Here is a 17,279-nt window from a genome sequence, read left to right as displayed (position 1 = left end):
GGTCAGGACTCCCGGGTCGCGAAGTCGATACGCGGATCGACCCAGACGTAGGTCAAATCCGACACCAGCTTTAGAATCAGACCGATGACGGTATAGAGAAATAGCGTGCCGAAAATCACCGGGTAGTCGCGCTGCATCACCGCCTCGAAGCCGAGCAGGCCCAGCCCGTCGAGCGAGAAGATGACCTCGATCAAGAGGGCCCCAGTGAAGAAAATGCCGATCAGCGCTGCAGGAAGCCCCGCAATGATGATCAGCATGGCGTTACGAAACACGTGGCTGTAGAGAATGCGGTGTTCGCTTGCCCCTTTGGCGCGGGCGGTGAGCACGTACTGCTTGTGAATCTCGTCGAGAAAACTGTTCTTGGTCAGCATGGTAAGCGTGGCGAAGCTGCCAATAGCGGTGGCCGCCACCGGCAGCGCGATATGCCAGAAGTAGTCCTTGATTTTGCCAAGTGTTGTGAGCTCGTCGAAATTGGGGGAGGTGAGTCCGCGTAGCGGAAACCAGTCCAGGTAGCTGCCGCCGGCGAACACCACGATCAGCAGAATCGCGAACAGAAAGGCGGGGATGGCATAGCCCACGATCACTAGCCCCGAGCTCCACACATCGAAGCGCGAGCCGTGGTGCAGCGCCTTGCGAATGCCCAGCGGGATCGAGATCAAATAAACCAGCAGCGTCGACCAGAGCCCGAGCGAAATCGACACCGGCAGGCGCTCGACCATCAGGTCGATGACCGGCCGGTCGCGAAAGAAACTGGTGCCGAAGTCCAGCCGTGCGTAGTCCCACAGCATGGTGAGAAAGCGCTCGTGGGCGGGCTTGTCGAAGCCGAACTGCTGCTCGAGCTGTTCGATGAAGCGCGGGTCGATCCCTCGCGCCCCGCGGGAGTCGTCGTTGACCTGGATATCGGCGCCGCCCATGTCCAGGCGCGTGCTGGCCATTGCGTTCGCGCCTTCGAAGCGCGCCAGCATCTGGTCGATCGGCCCGCCCGGAGCGGCCTGTACGATGATGAAGTTGAGCAGCATGATCCCCAGCAGCGTGGGGATCATCAACAGCAGTCGGCGAAGAGTGTAGCGGGCCACGGTGCGCTCCTGGAGGTAGTCGTAAAAGCCCTAGCGATGGCGCTCGAGCCGGGCTTCGCGTTCGCGGTCCACCCACCAGGCGTCGAGGTCCATGGCGTAGGCGGGAAACGGCTCCGGATAGCCGAACTTGTCCCACACGGCGATGCGCGTCTCGCCGGAGTAGTAGTGCGGGATGGCATAAAAGCCCCAGCGCAGAACGCGATCAAGCGCCCGGGTCGCGGTATCGAGTTCCTCGCGGTCGGAGGCCGAGATGATGTGATCGATCAGGTCGTCCACCGCCGGGTGCGCCAGCGCCATGCGATTACGGCTTTGCGGCGCTTCGGCGGCCGCGCTGGTCCAGTAGTCGCGCTGCTCGTTGCCTGGGTTGTTCGACTGCGGGTAGTGGCTGATGACGATGTCGTAGTCGTAGCTGCGCACCCGGTTCAGGTACTGGTTGATATCGACGATACGCATCGAGGTCTCGATACCGAGTCTGGCCATGTTCCTGAGCATCGGCTGCACTACACGCTCGAGCGCCGCGTCATACATCAGCACTTCCAGTCGCAGCGGCCGGCCGGTTTCACGATGGATCAGTTCGCCGTCCACCACCTCGTAGCCGGCTTCGCGTAACAGCGTGAGCGCCCGGCGCAGGCGTTCGCGAAGCGCAGTAGGCTCGGCCATCGGTAGCGGCTCGGTAAACAGGCGGTCAGAGCCGTGAGAGGCCAAAAGCTCGTCGCGGTGTGGTGCTAAAAGTGCAAGCTCGTCTGCCGAGGGCAGGCCCGTGGCTTCCATTTCGGAGTCCTGGAAGTAACTCTCGGTGCGCTGGTAGGCGTTGTAGAAAATATTGGTGTTGAGCCAAGGGAAATCGAAGGTGAGCGCGAGCGCCTCGCGCACCCGCGGATCCTGAAATTTCTCTTTTTTCAGGTTGAAGACGAACGCCTGCATCATCGCCGGGTTGACGTCCGGCACGGTGATGCGCTTGATCAGCCCCTCGCGGTAGGCGGGAAAGTCGTAGCCGATCGCCCAGGTCGCGGCGCGAGCGTCTTCGCGAAAATCGATCAGCCCCGCCTTGAACGCCTCCCAAGCGATGTCGCGGTCGCGGTAGTAGTCGTAGACGATGCGATCGAAATTGTAGCGGCCGATATTGACCGGCAGGTCCTTGCCCCAGTAGTTCTCATCGCGCTCGAAGACGATGCGCCGGCCCGGGTCGACCTCGCCGATGCGGTAGGGCCCGGAGCCCGGGTGAGCGGCGAGCGTTGGCGAGGTGAAATCCCGCGGCTCCCAGTAGTGGCGCGGCAAAATCGGCAGCTGCGCCACGATCAGCGGAAGCTCGCGGGAGGTGGTGTCGCTGAACTCGAAGCGTACCTGATGCTCGCTCTGGGCTATCACGTTCGAGACACCCGCGTAGTAGCTGGCAAAAAACGGGTTGCCCTCTTCGCGCAGCAGGTTGAACGTAAACACCACGTCGTAGGCGGTGACCGGCTCGTTGTCCTGAAAGCGCGCTTCCGGGCGCAGGTCGAACTCGATCCACTCGCGGTCCGGGTCCAGGCGCACGCCTTCGGCGAGAAGTCCGTAGAGGCTGAAGGGCTCGTTCGGGTTGCTCGCCATGAGCGTGTCGTAAACGTAGCTGCTCACGCCGGTGGCGGGCGTGCCGCGAATAATGAACGGGTTGGTGGAATCGAAGCTCGACCCCACCGCGGTGTGAACGATAGAGCCGCCTTTCGGCGCCTGAGGGTTGACGTGGGGAAAGTAGGCGAAGCCGTCGTCAAGCTCAGGGCTATCGTAGAGCGAGAGCGCGTGAGTGGTTTCGACCATCTCGCTTTCGGGTTCGTCCAGAAGCGCCTGGGGTACGTGCTCGCTCTGCGCCAGCGCCGGTAGCGCCAGCGCGCAGACGGTAAGCGCCAGTGCGCGCAAGCTCTTTACCCGTAAGCGCTTTATCCAAAAGCTCTTTTCAAAGGCCACACCGCTTCGCATCGAGGATGTCCTTGAGGTTAAAAGTCACCACGCAGCCGCCTGAAAGCGTTAAGTATTGCTCTCCTGACGCGCCGACAGTGCCAACAGCTGGCCCGGCTGAATGGCGCCCGGCCGCTCGAGTGCATTCCAGCGAATCAGGTCGCGCTGGTCAAGATTATAGCGCGCGGCGATGGCAGAAAGGCTATCGCCGCTTTCAACGCGGTGCACCGATGGCGTCTGTGTCGAGGCGAGCACAGAGGCGCTGTTTTGCGAAAGCTCGGCGATCAACGCCGTGTCGGCTTCCTCGGGCACCAGCAGCGTTTGGGCGCTGCGCGGGCCGGCCTGCGCCGCCAGAAGCCCCGGGTTCAAATCCACCAGGCGCTGCTGGCTGACGTCCAAAAGTGCCGAGGCCTCGGCCAGGCTCAAGGGCGTTGCCAGCTGCACCTTGGCGAAGGCCGGCGAGGCGTGAATGTCGGGCAGCGTCACGCCGTAGCGCTCCGGGTCCTGAATGATGGTCGAAATCGCCTTGAGCTTGGGCACGTACTGCAGCGTCTCCGAAGGCAGGCTGAGATCCCAGTAGCTGCCTTCCAGCCCTTGCCCTTGGGCGCGGCGCACCGCCTTGTTAACCGTACCGGCGCCGGCGTTGTAGGCGGCAAGCGAGAGCATCATATCACCGTGATACCACTGCTCGGCCTGGGACTCCAGATAATCGAGCGCCGCTTGGGTCGAGGTCAGCACGTCGAGGCGGCCATCGTAGCGGCTGTTGCGGGTCAAGCCCAGCGCGTCGCCGGTGCGTGGCATGAACTGCCAAAGCCCCGCCGCGCCCATGTGGCTTGTCGCGTTGGGGTCAAACGAGCTTTCCACAAAGGGAATCAGCGCAAGCTCGCCGGGCAAGCCCCGTTCGCTGACCTGCTCGGTGATATAGGCAAGCCAGGGCGTGGCGCGCTCGATGATGGCGACGATGTTTTCCGGACGAGCGCGGTAGTGTTCGATCCACTCATCGACCCGCGCTTGGGCGTCCGGGCGCAGCGTTTTGTTCTGCCACTGAAAGGCGTCTCGAAGCGTGGTCCAGACGCTTTGCGGCTCCAGCGTCAGCGAATCCCAAAAGTGGGCGTGATAGGCATCGAGTCTGGCCGGGCGCTCGGCGGCGCGCTGTGAAACGCTCGGCACCGTCGGGGCCGGGGTGAAAGCCGGGCGATTGGCGGAGGCTTCGGAGTTCGTCGCGGCGGCCATCAAAAGGCCCATAATGACGGTGCTGCCAGCGCTTAGCACAAAGCGCTGGCGAATCGTTTGATAGGTCATAGAAAATCTTGTCGGGTAAAGGCGTTAGAAACGGTTTTTCCACTCGCGAAGCGTGGTAAACGTCGCGAGGTCGTCACCATTTGGGCCCTGTTCCCCGGCGGCGCGGCGCACGCTGTCGGTGTCCACGCGCAGATAGGGGTTGATGGCAAGCTCGCGCCCAATGGTGCTGGGTAGGGTGGGGCGATCCATCGCACGCGCTTTCTCGCACTCATCCAGTGCGTTGGGAATGGCCTTGTTATCCGGGTCGGCCGCCCGAGCGAAGGTAAGATTGGCCTTCGTGTATTCATGCCCGCCAAACACCAGCGTGTCTTCGGGAAGGTTGGCAAGCGTTTGAAGCGAGGCGTGCATCTGCGCGGGCTCGCCTTCGAATAGCCGCCCGCAGCCGGCGCAAAACAGCGTGTCGCCGCAAAACAGCAGCGCCGGAATGCCCGCGGCAAAGTAGCTCACATGATCCAGGGTGTGGCCGGGAGTGGCGATGACCTCGAACATGCGCCCCATGACGCGAATTTCATCGCCGTGGCCGACCACTTCATCGAGTCCTTCGATGGTGGAGTCTTTCGGGCCGATGACGTGGGGCGAATAGCGTTTTTTGAGCTCCTTGATCCCACCGGTATGGTCGTGATGGTGGTGGGTGATCAAGATCGTGGTGAGCGTCAGGCCCTCGCGCTCCAAAAGCTCGATAACGGGGGCGGCTTCACCGGGGTCCACGACACAAACGTTGGGGCTGGTATCCTGTCTTAGCAACCAAATATAGTTGTCGCTAAGGGCGGGAATCGGTGTCACGCTCATCATGGGCGAGATCCTTTAACGTTCGAAAAACGCTACTGCGTGTGCCTGCCGCGTCTGCAAGAAATCGCACGTAGCCGCGCAAAAAAGTCGCTACTTTGGAGGGAAGCGCGTTCCATGTCAAATTCCCCGATGGCCGCAGAGCTTGCTCGGCGCATGGTCCAAAGCCAGCCTTATTGGCAAGGCCCGGCGGGTCGCTCGCTTTGGGAAGCCCAGCGCGCCTGCCTTGGGCCGGTGGTCGAAAATCGCCGCGGCCAGCACTGCCTGGAGATGAGCATGGGCCGCTCGCTGATGTCGCTTTCCCAAATTCCTCACCGGGTGCGATGGGCACCGACCTGGGAGCTTGCCGAGTCGGCGTCGACCCTAGTATGCCCGCCGGACTGCTTCGCGCTGCCAGAGCGCTCCATGGATACCGTGATTCTTCACCACTGGCTCGAACAGCTGCCTGATGCTCACTTTACGCTAAAGGAAGCCGCCCGGGTGACGAGCGACCACGGCGTGCTGGTGCTGTTTGGCTTTAACCCGCTGTGCGCCAGCGGGCTTTTGAAGCGCCAGCGCCAGGGCCACTCGGCATTCCCTTTCAACGGCGACTGGCAGGGTGTGAACCGGCTTCGCGACTGGCTGGCGTTTGTCGATTTCGAGGTGAAACGCGTAGACTACTGCTGTTTTCGCGCCCGTATGAGCGCAGCCTGCGGCGAGCGCTGGGAGGCCTGGGGGCGGCGCCATAATCTGCCGCTGGGGCAAAGTTACATGATCCAGGCCTGCCGGCGAGAGCGCGGCGTGCCCATCGAGCGGGTTCGGTTCAAGCTGCCCTCGCGGGCACCGTCCTCGTCGCTGGGCGTTACGCGCCAAGGCGCCCGGCTTGCGCCGCCAAGCGAAACCTCCTCTCGTATGTCAAAGGAACGTCAGTGACCAAGCAAGACAAAGAGTCCGGTGTGAAAGAGCCCAGCGTCGTGGTGTACACCGACGGCGCCTGCCGTGGAAACCCGGGCCCCGGCGGCTGGGGCGTGGTACTCGAAAGCGGCCCGCACCAAAAGACCCTCAAGGGGTTTGAGCCGCAGACCACCAACAACCGTATGGAGCTGATGGCCGCCATCATGGCGCTGCGTACGCTCAACACCGCCTGCCGGGTCGAGCTCTGGACCGACTCCCAGTACGTGCGCCAAGGCATTACCCAGTGGATTCATAACTGGATCAAGCGCGGCTGGAAAACCGCCGCGAAGCAGCCGGTCAAAAACGCCGAGCTTTGGAAAACCCTGCACGAAGAGACGAAACGTCACCAAGTCGAGTGGCACTGGATCAAGGGGCACAGCGGCCACCCGGGCAACGAAAAAGCCGACGACTTGGCCAACGAAGCGATCGATGAGGCCAGCGACGATCAGAAAAGGAGCAGCGCATGCGGCAAGTAATCCTCGACACCGAAACCACGGGTATCGAAACCCGGGACGGCCACCGCATGGTCGAGATCGGCGCGGTAGAGATGATCAACCGCCGCCTGACCGGGCGCACCTATCACCAGTACATCAACCCGGAACGCCATATCGATGCCGAGGTCGTGGCGGTCCACGGCATCGACGACGCGAAGGTGGCCAACGAGCCGATATTTTCCCAGATCGCCGATGAGTTCTGGGCATTCATCGAAGGCGCGGAGCTGGTCATTCACAACGCGCCGTTCGACGTGGGCTTCATCGATCATGAGCTGAACCTGGCCAATCAGCGCCGTCAGGGCCCGGCGCTTGGCCCGGTACGCGATCACTGTCGCGTGCTCGATACGCTGACCATGGCGCGCCAGATGCATCCGGGGCAGCGCAACAGCCTGGACGCGCTGTGCAAGCGCTACGATATCGACAATGGCCACCGCGTCCTTCACGGCGCACTGCTCGACGCCGAGATTCTCGCCGACGTTTATCTCGCGATGACCGGCGGGCAGACCGCGCTCACCCTCGATGCCGAAGCGAACGCCGAGCGCGAGGAATCTTCCGAGGCAAGCGAGGGGCTATCGATCCAGCGTCTGTCGCTTAAGCCCGGCGCGCTCAAGGTGGTTCGTCCCACTGAGGAAGAGGAAGCGGCGCATCTCGCCAAGTGCCAGGCGCATTCGCTTCACTGGAGTGGGAGCGCACCCGCCGATGCTTAAACGCAATATCCCGCTGAATGCCGGCGAAGGCCATGTGATTCGCTTGGCGCGCGGGCGGCTAGCACCGGGCGTCAGCACGCCAGAGGGTACGCTGACGCCGCTCCAGCCGTTTCAGCCCTGGAGCGCCGATATGCAGCCGCTTTGCTACTGGGACGACGAGCCGGTGGCGCTCTCTATCGAGCAAACGCCGCAGGAGGGCTGGATCGAAGGTCGGGAGTGGCTTTCGCTACTGCCGGAGAGCTGGTTCAGCCTGCTGTCGACGGCACTGCAGGTGAGCGCTTGGCTCGACAACCACCGTTTCTGCGGGCGCTGCGGCGCAGAGGCCACCCGGCTGGGCGCCGAGTTTGCCATGCACTGCGACGCCTGCGGTCACCGCAACTACCCGCGCATCTCGCCCTGTATCATCACGCTGGTGACCCGGGGGGAGGCAATGCTGCTGGCGCGTAGCCCGCGCTTTGCACCCGGGCGCTACTCCACGCTTGCCGGCTTCATCGAACCCGGTGAGTCAGCGGAGGAGGCGGTTCACCGCGAGGTGTTCGAAGAGGTGGGCGTGTACATCGACAACCTGCGCTACCACAAGAGCCAGGCGTGGCCCTTCCCGCACTCGCTGATGCTGGGCTATTTTGCCGAGGCCACGACCCGGCGCATCCACATCGACGGCGTCGAGATCAGCGATGCGGCCTGGTTTTCACCGCGCAAGCTGCCAACGCTTCCCCCGGCCTACTCCATTTCTCGCGAGCTGATCGAGACGCACCTGGCGCGCGTGCGCAGCGACTAGTACTTGATTTGATAGGTCACTATTGACCGGGGAACAGGCTCGTCAGTTTGGTTGCCAGCATGACGTTGCCGGAGGCCTTGAGCTTGCCGCTCATGAACGCGCTCATGCCGCTGATGTCGCCGGACATGATGCCGCGCAGCGTCTCGGTGCTGGTGGTCAGCGTGACCGACGGGTCGTCGTGTTCGCCTTCATGAATGCCGAGGGTGCCGTCCTGAACGTGCAGGTAGTGGCTTTGTTCGTCAGAGAAATGAAACTGAAAAATTTCGTCCATGCCCTTCGCTGCTTGCGGGTCGAAGCGCGATTCGAGCTTTTCAAAGGTGGTCGAGGACATCAATGGTTTCCTGTAGCGTGTCGTTGCAAAAATCGGGCGATGTTTCGCCACGATAGGAGGATACTGGGTAGAAGGAGTCTAACGTGGTGCCCGCGAAGAGCCTATTTAAAGCACGCGTTTTAATCAAGCGAGTATAGTGAGCTAACCAGGCGTTGCACATGCGTATTGAGGCGTATCGACCCAAAGGAGAGGGACATGAGTGAATGGACGGCTGAGATAGGCACCTTTCTGGTCCAAAGCGTGATTCTTACCCTGCTGGCGCTGTTGGCAGGCTTTCTGCTCATGCGCGGCAAACGCGGCGGCGAGCGCGGCGCTACGCTAAAAGTAGAGTCGCTCAACGAGCAGCGCCGCGCGCGCAATCGGCGCCTCAAGGTGAACGCCACCGCCCAGGGCGCGCGTAAAAAGTTGATCAAGCAGCTTCGCCGAGAGGAGAAAGAGCGCCATAAGACGGCCAAAAAGAGCGAAAAGGGCGCCGCGCCGCGGCTCTGGGTGCTCGATTTTCATGGCGATATCAAGGCCTCACGCACCGAGCAGTTCGCCCAGGAAGTATCGGCGGTGATCGACGTGGCGGGCGCCCAGGACGAGGCAGTGATCCGCCTCGAATCCGGCGGCGGGCTGGTACACGCCTACGGACTCGCCGCGGCACAGCTTGATCGGCTCCGCGAGGCAGGCATTACCACCACGGTGTGTATCGACAAGGTTGCCGCCAGCGGCGGTTACATGATGGCGAGCACGTCGCACCATATAAAGGCCGCCCCCTTTGCGGTGATCGGCTCGATCGGCGTGGTGGCCCAAGTGCCCAATATCCACCGCCTTTTAAAGCGCAACGATATCGATGTCGAGATGCTGACCGCCGGGCGCTATAAGCGCACGCTAACGGTGCTGGGGGAGAACACCGAAGAGGGGCGAGCCAAGTTCATCGACGATCTTGAAAATACGCATAAACTCTTCAAGCAGTACGTAGCCCGCCACCGTCCGGCGATGGATATCGACCGCTTGGCCACCGGAGAGAGCTGGTACGGTAGCGAAGCGCTGGACGTGAAACTGATCGATAGCCTCGGCACTAGCGAAGCGTATCTGGTCGAGCGTATGAAGGACGTGGAGGCGTTCACGGTCAAGCTCGAGCCAGCTAAAACCGTGGGGCGGCGTATCAGCGTTGCAGTATCCAGCGGTATCGAGCAGGCCGTGACCAAAGCGCTGGGCGCCATCGACGCCACTGGCTGGCAGCGGCGCTAGCGCCCGTTGTTATCGGCTTGAAAAAACTAAGCCGCGTAGTGAAGCGCCAGGGCGGAGAGTATCGCTCTGGCGCTTTCGCTTTTGAGCGAGTAGTAGATGGTTTGCGACTCTCGCCGGGTCTGGACCAGCCCATCGCGACGCAGAATGGCCAGGTGCTGAGAAAGCGCGGACTGGCTCAACGCAAGCTGCTGGTTGATCTGCGTCACCGAAAGCTCTTTTTCTGCCAGAAGGCAGAGAATCTGCAAGCGTTTTTCGTTGGCGAGCGCCTTGAGAAGCAGGGTGCCCGCTTCCAACGCCTGCCCATTATGCTCAAGAAGACGAGCGGCGGCGCTTGAGTGAGTAGCCATGGTTTTCTCCTTGCCGAGACGCGGGAAGGCGTTTTCCCGTCACAATGCGGTCGCGGCGGTGCGGTTTAGTAACGTCGACGGTCTTTCGTTGAAATATTGTTAATCAATAGTCGTTAAATTAGCGAATTTTGTCCAAGTCGGTGTTTAACGCTAAGTCAATGGTAGTTAATGCGACGGACTGTCGACAATGTGCGCTATTTTGCACGCATTGGTGCCGGATTATCCGATGGTTTAACGGCGGCGCTTTTGTTTTTATGGTTAAAGTGTCAACAACAGGGGTTGATCGCTAACACAATAAAGACAAGGTGACCATGAGCCGCTACCACGCTACCCGCGCATACTCCATCGAATCGCCCGCCGAGTTTTGGCAGGAGCAGGCAAAGCGTATTCCTTGGACGCACTTTCCCGAGACCATTCTTGCCTGGGACGAGCAGCGCCACGCCCGATGGTTCGAGGACGGTACCCTCAATATCTGCCACGCCGCACTCGACCATCATGTCGACGAAGGCCGTGGCGAGCAGACGGCGCTTTATTACGACTCGCCGGTCACCGGCACGAAACAAACGATCACCTATCGCGCGCTGCGCGACCGGGTGGCGTACGTGGCCGGCGGGCTCGAGACGCTGGGCGTCGGTAAAGGTGACCGGGTAGTGATCTATATGCCCATGGTGGCAGAGGCAGTCATCGCCATGCTCGCCTGCGCGCGGATCGGCGCGGTTCACTCGGTGGTGTTCGGCGGTTTCGCCGCCAGCGAGCTGGCGCTTCGTATTGAGGACGCCGAGCCCAAAGTGGTGATCTACGCCTCCTGCGGAATCGAAGTGAACACGGTGCTGCCTTACAAGCCGATCGTCGATCAGGCCATTGCCCAAAGCACCTTCAAACCGGAGGCGCTGGTGGTGTTTCAGCGCGAGGCCGAGCGCGCCCAATTGGGCGAGGGCGAGCACGACTGGCAAGCTCTTGAGCAGAGCGGCGTGTTTGCCGAGTGCGTCGAGGTCGAGGCGACCCATCCGCTCTATATCCTTTATACCTCCGGCACCACCGGCAAGCCCAAGGGCGTAGTGCGCGATACCGGCGGCTACGCCGTGGCGTTGGCCTACTCCATGGAGGCGGTGTACGACCTGTCGCCGGGGGACGTGTGCTTTACCGCCTCTGATGTCGGCTGGGTGGTGGGCCACTCCTATATCGTTTACGGGCCGCTACTGCGCGGGTGCACAAGCGTGATATACGAGGGTAAACCGGTGAAAACGCCGGATGCCGGCAGCTTTTGGCGCATTATCGATGAGTACAAGGTCAAAAGTTTCTTCACCGCGCCCACCGCCTTTCGCGCGATCAAAAAAGAGGATCCGGAGGCGCTGGCGCTAAGCCGCTATACCCTTGATAGCCTGAAATGCGTGTTCGTCGCCGGCGAGCGCCTCGACCCGCCAACGTTTCACTGGCTAAGCGACGTGCTTGGAGTGCCGATCATCGATCACTGGTGGCAAACCGAAACCGGCTGGCCCATCGCCGCTAATTTGGCGGGCATCGAGCTCGCCCCGGCCAAAGCGGGTTCGGCAACTTACCCAGTGCCAGGCTTCAACGTCGAGATCATAGGCCGCGAAGGCGAAAAAAGCGTGCCGATGGAGGAGGGCAGCGTATTGATCAAACAGCCGCTGCCGCCCGGCTGCTTGAGCGGTATCTGGCGCGACCCAGCGCGCTTTCACAGTGCCTACATGGCCGCCTTCCCGGGCTACTACCTGACCGGCGACGGCGGCTATTTCGATGACGACGGCTATCTCTTCATCATGGGGCGCACGGACGACGTGATCAACGTGGCCGGCCACCGGCTCTCGACCGGCGAGATGGAGGGCGTGCTCGGCGCCCACCCAGCGGTGGCAGAGTGCGCGGTCATCGGTATCCATGACGACCTGAAAGGCCAGCGCCCGGTGGGGCTTGTGATTCCCAAGGACGGCTTCGACGGCGACGAGACCGCTTTGGAAGCCGCGCTCATTCAGCAGGTGCGCGAGACGATCGGCCCGGTAGCCGCATTCAAGCAGGTGCTGATCGTCAACCGCCTGCCCAAGACCCGCTCGGGCAAGATTTTGCGCAAATTGCTGCGCACGCTGGCCGACGGCAAGCCCTATACCGTTCCCTCGACCATCGACGACCCGACGAGCCTCGAGGATGCCCAGGCCGCCATGGCTCGCCACGGCGTAGGGCGTGTCGATGAGGCCAGACCGGCGGAGCAGTGAGCCAAGCGCGGCCCTAAAGCGGCCGAGAGCAATATGCTGCATGCCGGTGAGCAGGTAACATCGTCCGCTGAATGTTACGCGCTCAATAGGAATCGTTTAAAGATGCAAGGAGAGAGTTGGATGATGAAACCGGTAGGCATGCTCTCGGCGCTTTTGCTAATGAGCGCAGCCCACGCCCAGGACAATCGCTACACGTTCGATGACATGGAGCAAACGGTGAATGAAGCCTTCGCTAAAGGAGAGGAGTGCCAGGCCAGCACCGATGAAGTAATGACGCCCGAGTGCGAAGCGTTCAGGGACTTTCACATCGACCGTTACTCCACCGGGCTTTTGAAATTCGGCCAGGAAATGAACACGGCTGATTACAACGTCTACGGCGGTATCAAGGAGTCGAGGATCGACGAAATGTTTCGAAAAATCGATGAAATCGGCAAGATGGAAACGTTTATCGACTCGCTATCGCCGCGCTCAAGGATTTAAGCGAACGAGTCGCTAGCAGCCAGCGAGAGCCTGGCTTTTTTCCTTGGTTACCCCTGGCCGATGCTGGCGCCTGACTCAGAATAGTGACCCAGCGTTCGGGTAGGACGCTGCGAATATCCTAAAAATTGGATTAGGCGAATAACAGGCATTAAAACAGCCACTTCAATGGGCGGCCTTTAATGGAGGCGCTGACTGGGTTAACAGTCTTCTGAAACCCAATGGCTCTCTTGCGATGAGATCATGGTGTCGACGTTTGTGACGTGAGTTCTCGTTGAGAAATGTTTACCGCTATGCCGTGTTGACGATATAGCGATATCGACATTCAAATCAGGCGTGGACTTTGAGGCTTTAACTTCCAGCGTGTCCGTATCATCCGAGATATCGATTTCTTGAAAGCCTTCTTCAGAGAAGTGTTGTCTTATAGTGGGCTCAAAATCCTGCGCTTCCTCCACGGTAATACATTGGTGTTCGATGTAGGTTCCTTGCTGTACTTCTGGAGGCACTTCGCTTTCGATCGTGACCGTTGTTTCCCATAGGCCAGGTTTAACCTCAAAGGCCCCGGCTGGTAGAGAAGCCGCTACAAGCAATGAGCCAAGCAGGCATTTCTTCAGCATATTTCCTCCATACATAAATCAAAAAGCGCCATGGATAGCCCAAGTCGTGGGCGGCTTTAAGCGTGGCGATATTAGGCAGCTCCAACGCAAGCGAGGCTAAACAGAGATGGGGTAAAAGCAGGAGCTGAAAACACTGTAACAACCAGTGCTTTAGTCTAATTTTGTGCCAAAGTGCACTGGTCTGGCTCAGAAAGTATAACGGCAGGTGTTCCCCTGGTTATACTTTTGGCATTTTTGGAAGGCTAGAAACTAAAAAGGGAACCAGCCAAGTAGCTGATTCCCCAGTATAAGTGGCGGAGGGACAGGGATTCGAACCCTGGATAGGCTATTAACCTATGCCGGTTTTCAAGACCGCAGAGCTATAGCCAGTATCACAATAACTAGCTGAATTCATTGATTTTAGATGCCGGGTGCAGCGTGATTTCTAGATCAATACAGCGCAAAACGTGCGATATGTTACGCCGCCGCGTTCTTCGCGCGCACAATGTCGTCACGCAGTTGAACGCGATATGCTCGAGGCATATCAGGTTCGATTGAGTGAAGAGGGAGTAGGGTGATGATGAAGGTCTTTGCGTTGCTGACTGCAGCTATTCTCTGCTTGGCTGCAACTGCTGAGGCCAGCCCACCGTCATCCTTCAGCGCGGCCAAGCGCCTCGCCGAGCAGCAGATCTATCACGACCAGAACGCCACTTTCTATTGTGGGTGCGAGTTCAGTTTCGAGGAAGGGCCAGAACTCGAGTCGTGCGGGTACCAGATTCGAAAGCAACCGGCGCGGGCGAACCGGATCGAGTGGGAGCACGTCATGCCCGCGTATGATTTCGGCCGACAACGACAGTGTTGGCAAGAGGGCGGGCGCGACAACTGCCGGCGAACGGATCTCGTATTCCGGATGATGGAGGCGGATCTGCATAACCTGGTCCCGGCGATCGGTGAAGTGAACGGCGACCGCTCGAACATGCGGTTCGCGATGGTCAACTCGCCAGTTCATGAATACGGGGCCTGTGATATCGCAGTGTCATTTGATGAACGCGCGTTCCAGCCGCCGCCACATCGCCGCGGCGATATAGCGCGCACGTACTGGTACATGCGTGACACTTACGGCATTGAGATCAGCCGACAGCAGCAGCAACTATTTACTGCTTGGGCGAACCAGGATCCTGTCGACGACTGGGAGATTGAGCGTAATCGGCGAATTGCGGCAATTCAGGGTAACGGTAATACTTACGTTTCCAATGAAGACCTGCCGACGGCTCGGGGAATCGTCACACCACCCTTAGTGCTAGAGAATCGTTCGTCGACTGCCGGCGCCCTGCCTAGCTTCAGTTGCGACACACGCAAAACCTGTGGCCAGATGAGCTCGTGTAACGAGTCCTATTTTCATCTTCTGCAATGCGGGAACGGGCGCTTGGACGGTGATAATGATGGGGTACCTTGTGAGTCGATCTGTCGTTAATCAGGCGTATGTTTAGGAATCAGGGATCATCAGGGGGGGGGTATGAAGGGCGTGGTTTTTGAAAACTGTTTTGATGCACAGATGATAAATTGCTCATTCCAAGGGGTTGAGTGCGGGATAGAAGACATTGGGTCTCACGGTACTCAGGTGGTTGGCAACGAGATTATAGGTTCTGGTACTTTATATCGCGCAATCCATTCGACTGGGATCGTAGCTACTAATAACAAGCGGATAAAGTCTAGAAGCCTTCAGCTAACACCACTTGCAAATGCTATTAATAGGGCAATACATGAAAGATAAAGACGAGCAATCCATGTTTGACCTTAGTAATTCTCAAGTCGAAAAGTTTAACGACAATGAAACCGAATCGGGTACGCTGCTAAAAGATCGAGGTTCTAGTTTCGGAGAGATAAAAAGGAATCGACGAGGATCTAAAACAGAAGGCATAAAGTCGAAGCTTCGATGGGAGTTTTTAAAGATGCCTTTTGCAATCATTACTGCTGTTGTCGCTGCAGTCATCCTCTGGATTATTGGTCTCTAAGTGCTATTTCGGCCAGCTGATTTAATATGAGCTATGAGTCGATCCAGTGGCGCAAGCGCCTCGAGCGCTGCGGCTGGCGAAAATTCACCGGCGCTCGCCTGCCGCGAGGCCTGATCGAGTTCCACATCATTCAGGCTGGCAAGCTTTATAGCGGCCGGTGCTGGAGCGAAAACCTGCCGGGCGACTCTTCGACGCCGGGCACAATCGCTTACGTTGTACAGCGGGAGGACTTAAGGACAGCCGGAGTGTGGCGGCGTGCGAACTCAGGCAGCGTCGGTATGATCGTACGCCCGGCACCCTTCTAGCGTAGCAAATCAATCGGCGCCAGCCCCAGTTGATCGAGGTGGTCTCTCACTGCATCCAGCCGATTACCCATGGCCACAGTGATTTTCCCAGGGCTTACATTGCCAACATTGATCGCTAAGAGCGATCGGGCTCGCTCGGCGGCTTCAATGTCCACATTTAAGGTGGGCGTCGGCACCAGACTTGCCCCAGCCAGCTCGATAAATGCCGGTTTGACTACTGTAGATGCGACGCTGTAGTGGTTGCCCGCCGTGTCTTGGTGCATAAGAGGGCCAAATGTTTGATCGTCAGATCTTGACTCGCCCAGGCACAAGGCAAGCTGGTTCGCATCTGCGATAAATGCCTCAGGCACAGCTATCGTGACGCGCAGCGTGTACGCGGTGCTCATGATCTTAGCCCCGCTAGATAGTTCAAAACAGATTGCTCCAGCGCCGTGTCGACTTGCTGCTCACGAAGAATGATGCCGTAGTCGTGCATTGTGACGTAAGACCCTGAGCTGGGCCCATAGATGTACAGGTGCTGAGCATTAGCGAGCCCGTTTGAGCGCGCCGGCGCAGTGTTGTAATGCTCAATCGTGCTGTCAGATCTGCGCGCGCGGAGAATGCCGGAATTGATGTTGACTCGTAAGGCAGGCGCATCATTCAGCCCGAGGGGAGTCGGCGCAGCGATAAACCGCTCGGAACTGGCATCGTTCTTGCCGAACACGCTATCGCTACGCAGACGGATGTAGCCGAGCGTGTTGCCACCGAGAAGCGTCATCTGGCCGCTGCCACCAGTTTGCTGGCCGGCGATGAACATGCAGCCGTTGTCGAGATTGATCGGCGTAAAATTAAACCAAGTGCCCGCATCAGTTGTGTCGATATAGCCAACACCGTCAGCGTCCTGACGCCAGATTGGTCTTCTTGAGCTAATATCCTGCCACTGATCGTAGCCATTGCCTGTTGTGTCAACACGCAAGCCTATCGGGTCTCCGGGTGACAGGACGGGAATAGTGCCGGCTGCATCTTGCCAAAGGACCTGTATGCCATTAACTACTGGCATTGATACGCAGTGCCCGCCCGTTTCTCCGTTTGAGAACAGCAACTCATTGACCTGTTGCGTTGTCAGCTTAGACTCAATCGGGGCGCCGGGCTGAACGGCTTCAACGACTTCTTTCAGCGGCGCGTCGAGCGGGAATGGATCTCCGCCACGCTCAACCCGACTTTCGTTGACCAGCTCGCGGAGTCGAACAAGAGCTTCTCTCGTGTAATCTGATTTCTCTTTGAGAGTTCCCATCAGATTTTCACTCCATTCATCTCATCGAAGATGGGCACCATAATCGCGTTTAGAGCATCAGTCGCCGCCTGCGCCGCGTTCTTTTCACTCTGCTCCGCTTGATCGGCCAGCCGCTGTACCTCAGCTTTAGTCGCCAGAATTTGCTCGACCAAGCCTTGGGCGCGCTCATCGGTAATTGGTGTAGGCGACGCTTCAAGGGCTTGCGGCAGCGACATGACGGAATCAGCATCGGCGATCACTTGGCCTAAAGCCTCTTCGCGCCCGTTATTCGACCACACGACGTTGTAGTAACCGGGTTCGAGTTCGACCGTATAGCTGCCATCGGGTCCGGTTGTAAACGCGTGCGATGAATCTCTCAACACGCCGTTTAGCGACGTTTTGTACGCGCCAAATTTGATTTTGACGCTTGGCAGCGGGCCGCCAGCATTGTATAGGGTCCCTTCTAAAATCATCGGTTGACGCT

20 protein-coding genes are annotated in these 17,279 nt (G+C 59.2%); 10 read left to right on the top strand and 10 right to left on the bottom strand.

The annotated features are described in order from the left end of the window. Positions 1-2: 2 nt before the first annotated feature. The 4 genes from MQW23_RS14315 to gloB are packed head-to-tail and all read right to left on the bottom strand — an operon-like array spanning position 3 to position 5,102. Complete coding sequence (locus MQW23_RS14315; RefSeq protein WP_252108872.1) at positions 3-1,076, bottom strand: microcin C ABC transporter permease YejB; 1,074 nt, start codon at positions 1,074-1,076, stop codon at positions 3-5. A 30-nt stretch (positions 1,077-1,106) separates the two neighbouring features. Continuing rightward, a complete protein-coding gene (locus MQW23_RS14310) occupies positions 1,107-3,029 on the bottom strand; it encodes an extracellular solute-binding protein (protein WP_252108871.1) in 1,923 nt (640 codons plus the stop codon). Positions 3,030-3,077: 48 nt separating this feature from the next. Beyond that, complete coding sequence (locus tag MQW23_RS14305; protein WP_252108870.1) at positions 3,078-4,310, bottom strand: transglycosylase SLT domain-containing protein; 1,233 nt, start codon at positions 4,308-4,310, stop codon at positions 3,078-3,080. 24 nt (positions 4,311-4,334) lie between these two features. Beyond that, the gene (gene gloB, locus MQW23_RS14300; RefSeq protein WP_252108869.1) at positions 4,335-5,102 is read right to left on the bottom strand and encodes a hydroxyacylglutathione hydrolase; all 768 of its coding nucleotides are present in this window, start codon (positions 5,100-5,102) and stop codon (positions 4,335-4,337) included. Between the two features lie 111 nt (positions 5,103-5,213). Here gloB and MQW23_RS14295 point away from each other — a divergent pair, with 111 nt between their 5' ends. The 4 genes from MQW23_RS14295 to nudC are packed head-to-tail and all read left to right on the top strand — an operon-like array spanning position 5,214 to position 8,008. Next, a complete protein-coding gene (locus MQW23_RS14295) occupies positions 5,214-6,008 on the top strand; it encodes a methyltransferase domain-containing protein (RefSeq protein WP_252108868.1) in 795 nt (264 codons plus the stop codon). Next, complete coding sequence (rnhA, locus tag MQW23_RS14290) at positions 6,005-6,505, top strand: ribonuclease HI (RefSeq protein WP_252108867.1); 501 nt, start codon at positions 6,005-6,007, stop codon at positions 6,503-6,505. Before MQW23_RS14295 ends, rnhA begins: the two co-directional genes overlap by 4 nt. Then, complete coding sequence (gene dnaQ / locus MQW23_RS14285) at positions 6,493-7,230, top strand: DNA polymerase III subunit epsilon (RefSeq protein ID WP_252108866.1); 738 nt, start codon at positions 6,493-6,495, stop codon at positions 7,228-7,230. The genes rnhA and dnaQ overlap by 13 nt, the downstream gene beginning before the upstream one ends. Then, the gene (nudC, locus tag MQW23_RS14280; RefSeq protein WP_252108865.1) at positions 7,223-8,008 is read left to right on the top strand and encodes an NAD(+) diphosphatase; all 786 of its coding nucleotides are present in this window, start codon (positions 7,223-7,225) and stop codon (positions 8,006-8,008) included. The genes dnaQ and nudC overlap by 8 nt, the downstream gene beginning before the upstream one ends. Positions 8,009-8,027: 19 nt before the next feature. Here nudC and MQW23_RS14275 read toward each other — a convergent pair whose 3' ends face one another. Then, positions 8,028-8,339: an SCP2 sterol-binding domain-containing protein gene (locus MQW23_RS14275; protein ID WP_252108864.1), complete on the bottom strand. Its 312-nt coding sequence runs from the start codon at positions 8,337-8,339 to the stop codon at positions 8,028-8,030. 195 nt (positions 8,340-8,534) lie between these two features. On the opposite strand from MQW23_RS14275, the gene sohB reads away from it, so the two are divergent. Then, the gene (sohB, locus tag MQW23_RS14270) at positions 8,535-9,575 is read left to right on the top strand and encodes a protease SohB (protein ID WP_252108863.1); all 1,041 of its coding nucleotides are present in this window, start codon (positions 8,535-8,537) and stop codon (positions 9,573-9,575) included. A 26-nt stretch (positions 9,576-9,601) separates the two neighbouring features. Here the strand turns inward: sohB and MQW23_RS14265 are convergent, their stop codons facing one another. Continuing rightward, positions 9,602-9,922 carry an ArsR/SmtB family transcription factor gene (locus MQW23_RS14265; protein ID WP_252108862.1) on the bottom strand — a complete coding sequence of 107 codons (321 nt, stop codon included), beginning with the start codon at positions 9,920-9,922 and terminating at the stop codon, positions 9,602-9,604. Positions 9,923-10,233: 311 nt separating this feature from the next. Here MQW23_RS14265 and MQW23_RS14260 point away from each other — a divergent pair, with 311 nt between their 5' ends. Further along, on the top strand, positions 10,234-12,150 hold the full coding sequence (locus MQW23_RS14260; protein WP_252108861.1) for an acetate--CoA ligase: 1,917 nt from the start codon (positions 10,234-10,236) through the stop codon (positions 12,148-12,150). 120 nt (positions 12,151-12,270) lie between these two features. After that, entirely contained in the window at positions 12,271-12,630 is a 360-nt protein-coding gene (locus MQW23_RS14255; protein WP_252108860.1) for a hypothetical protein, read from the top strand. Positions 12,631-12,827: 197 nt separating this feature from the next. Here MQW23_RS14255 and MQW23_RS14250 read toward each other — a convergent pair whose 3' ends face one another. Further along, positions 12,828-13,244, bottom strand: coding sequence for a DUF3617 domain-containing protein (locus MQW23_RS14250; RefSeq protein ID WP_252108859.1), 417 nt, complete (start codon positions 13,242-13,244; stop codon positions 12,828-12,830). 556 nt (positions 13,245-13,800) lie between these two features. Here MQW23_RS14250 and MQW23_RS14245 point away from each other — a divergent pair. The 3 genes from MQW23_RS14245 to MQW23_RS14230 all read left to right on the top strand — a co-directional run bounded on the left by MQW23_RS14245 (position 13,801) and on the right by MQW23_RS14230 (position 15,543). Further along, a complete protein-coding gene (locus tag MQW23_RS14245) occupies positions 13,801-14,697 on the top strand; it encodes an endonuclease (RefSeq protein WP_286086993.1) in 897 nt (298 codons plus the stop codon). Positions 14,698-14,986: 289 nt separating this feature from the next. After that, positions 14,987-15,238, top strand: a complete 252-nt coding sequence (locus tag MQW23_RS14235; RefSeq protein ID WP_252108858.1) for a hypothetical protein — start codon at positions 14,987-14,989, stop codon at positions 15,236-15,238. A 26-nt stretch (positions 15,239-15,264) separates the two neighbouring features. Beyond that, entirely contained in the window at positions 15,265-15,543 is a 279-nt protein-coding gene (locus MQW23_RS14230) for a hypothetical protein (protein ID WP_252108857.1), read from the top strand. On the opposite strand, the gene MQW23_RS14225 is transcribed toward MQW23_RS14230, so the two are convergent. The 3 genes from MQW23_RS14225 to MQW23_RS14215 are packed head-to-tail and all read right to left on the bottom strand — an operon-like array spanning position 15,540 to position 17,268. Next, positions 15,540-15,929 carry a hypothetical protein gene (locus tag MQW23_RS14225; protein ID WP_252108856.1) on the bottom strand — a complete coding sequence of 130 codons (390 nt, stop codon included), beginning with the start codon at positions 15,927-15,929 and terminating at the stop codon, positions 15,540-15,542. The two genes, MQW23_RS14230 and MQW23_RS14225, sit on opposite strands and share 4 nt — an antisense overlap. Continuing rightward, positions 15,926-16,816 (bottom strand): hypothetical protein, encoded by an 891-nt coding sequence (locus MQW23_RS14220; protein WP_252108855.1) that lies wholly within the window; start codon positions 16,814-16,816, stop codon positions 15,926-15,928. Before MQW23_RS14220 ends, MQW23_RS14225 begins: the two co-directional genes overlap by 4 nt. Continuing rightward, positions 16,816-17,268, bottom strand: a complete 453-nt coding sequence (locus MQW23_RS14215; RefSeq protein WP_252108854.1) for a hypothetical protein — start codon at positions 17,266-17,268, stop codon at positions 16,816-16,818. Before MQW23_RS14215 ends, MQW23_RS14220 begins: the two co-directional genes overlap by 1 nt. Positions 17,269-17,279 lie beyond the last annotated feature (11 nt).

It is taken from the genome of Halomonas sp. S3-1-1, from assembly GCF_023757625.1.
GTDB lineage: Bacteria > Pseudomonadota > Gammaproteobacteria > Pseudomonadales > Halomonadaceae > Vreelandella.
The sequence above is the reverse complement of the archived record's forward strand: the minus strand, read 5'-3'. Positions and strand labels throughout refer to the sequence as shown.

What these genes read in the sequence shown, in the direction of transcription:
- MQW23_RS14235 (WP_252108858.1), top strand. Translation starts at nt 14,987, where the DNA reads ATGAAAGATAAAGACGAGCAATCCATGTTTGACCTTAGTAATTCTCAA.
- dnaQ (WP_252108866.1), top strand. Translation starts at nt 6,493, where the DNA reads ATGCGGCAAGTAATCCTCGACACCGAAACCACGGGTATCGAAACCCGG.
- MQW23_RS14275 (WP_252108864.1), bottom strand. Translation starts at nt 8,339, where the DNA reads ATGTCCTCGACCACCTTTGAAAAGCTCGAATCGCGCTTCGACCCGCAA.
- MQW23_RS14310 (WP_252108871.1), bottom strand. Translation starts at nt 3,029, where the DNA reads ATGCGAAGCGGTGTGGCCTTTGAAAAGAGCTTTTGGATAAAGCGCTTA.
- MQW23_RS14265 (WP_252108862.1), bottom strand. Translation starts at nt 9,922, where the DNA reads ATGGCTACTCACTCAAGCGCCGCCGCTCGTCTTCTTGAGCATAATGGG.
- MQW23_RS14220 (WP_252108855.1), bottom strand. Translation starts at nt 16,816, where the DNA reads ATGGGAACTCTCAAAGAGAAATCAGATTACACGAGAGAAGCTCTTGTT.
- gloB (WP_252108869.1), bottom strand. Translation starts at nt 5,102, where the DNA reads ATGATGAGCGTGACACCGATTCCCGCCCTTAGCGACAACTATATTTGG.
- MQW23_RS14305 (WP_252108870.1), bottom strand. Translation starts at nt 4,310, where the DNA reads ATGACCTATCAAACGATTCGCCAGCGCTTTGTGCTAAGCGCTGGCAGC.
- sohB (WP_252108863.1), top strand. Translation starts at nt 8,535, where the DNA reads ATGAGTGAATGGACGGCTGAGATAGGCACCTTTCTGGTCCAAAGCGTG.
- MQW23_RS14250 (WP_252108859.1), bottom strand. Translation starts at nt 13,244, where the DNA reads ATGCTGAAGAAATGCCTGCTTGGCTCATTGCTTGTAGCGGCTTCTCTA.
- MQW23_RS14255 (WP_252108860.1), top strand. Translation starts at nt 12,271, where the DNA reads ATGATGAAACCGGTAGGCATGCTCTCGGCGCTTTTGCTAATGAGCGCA.
- MQW23_RS14295 (WP_252108868.1), top strand. Translation starts at nt 5,214, where the DNA reads ATGTCAAATTCCCCGATGGCCGCAGAGCTTGCTCGGCGCATGGTCCAA.
- MQW23_RS14230 (WP_252108857.1), top strand. Translation starts at nt 15,265, where the DNA reads ATGAGCTATGAGTCGATCCAGTGGCGCAAGCGCCTCGAGCGCTGCGGC.
- MQW23_RS14260 (WP_252108861.1), top strand. Translation starts at nt 10,234, where the DNA reads ATGAGCCGCTACCACGCTACCCGCGCATACTCCATCGAATCGCCCGCC.
- MQW23_RS14215 (WP_252108854.1), bottom strand. Translation starts at nt 17,268, where the DNA reads ATGATTTTAGAAGGGACCCTATACAATGCTGGCGGCCCGCTGCCAAGC.
- nudC (WP_252108865.1), top strand. Translation starts at nt 7,223, where the DNA reads ATGCTTAAACGCAATATCCCGCTGAATGCCGGCGAAGGCCATGTGATT.
- MQW23_RS14245 (WP_286086993.1), top strand. Translation starts at nt 13,801, where the DNA reads ATGATGAAGGTCTTTGCGTTGCTGACTGCAGCTATTCTCTGCTTGGCT.
- MQW23_RS14225 (WP_252108856.1), bottom strand. Translation starts at nt 15,929, where the DNA reads ATGAGCACCGCGTACACGCTGCGCGTCACGATAGCTGTGCCTGAGGCA.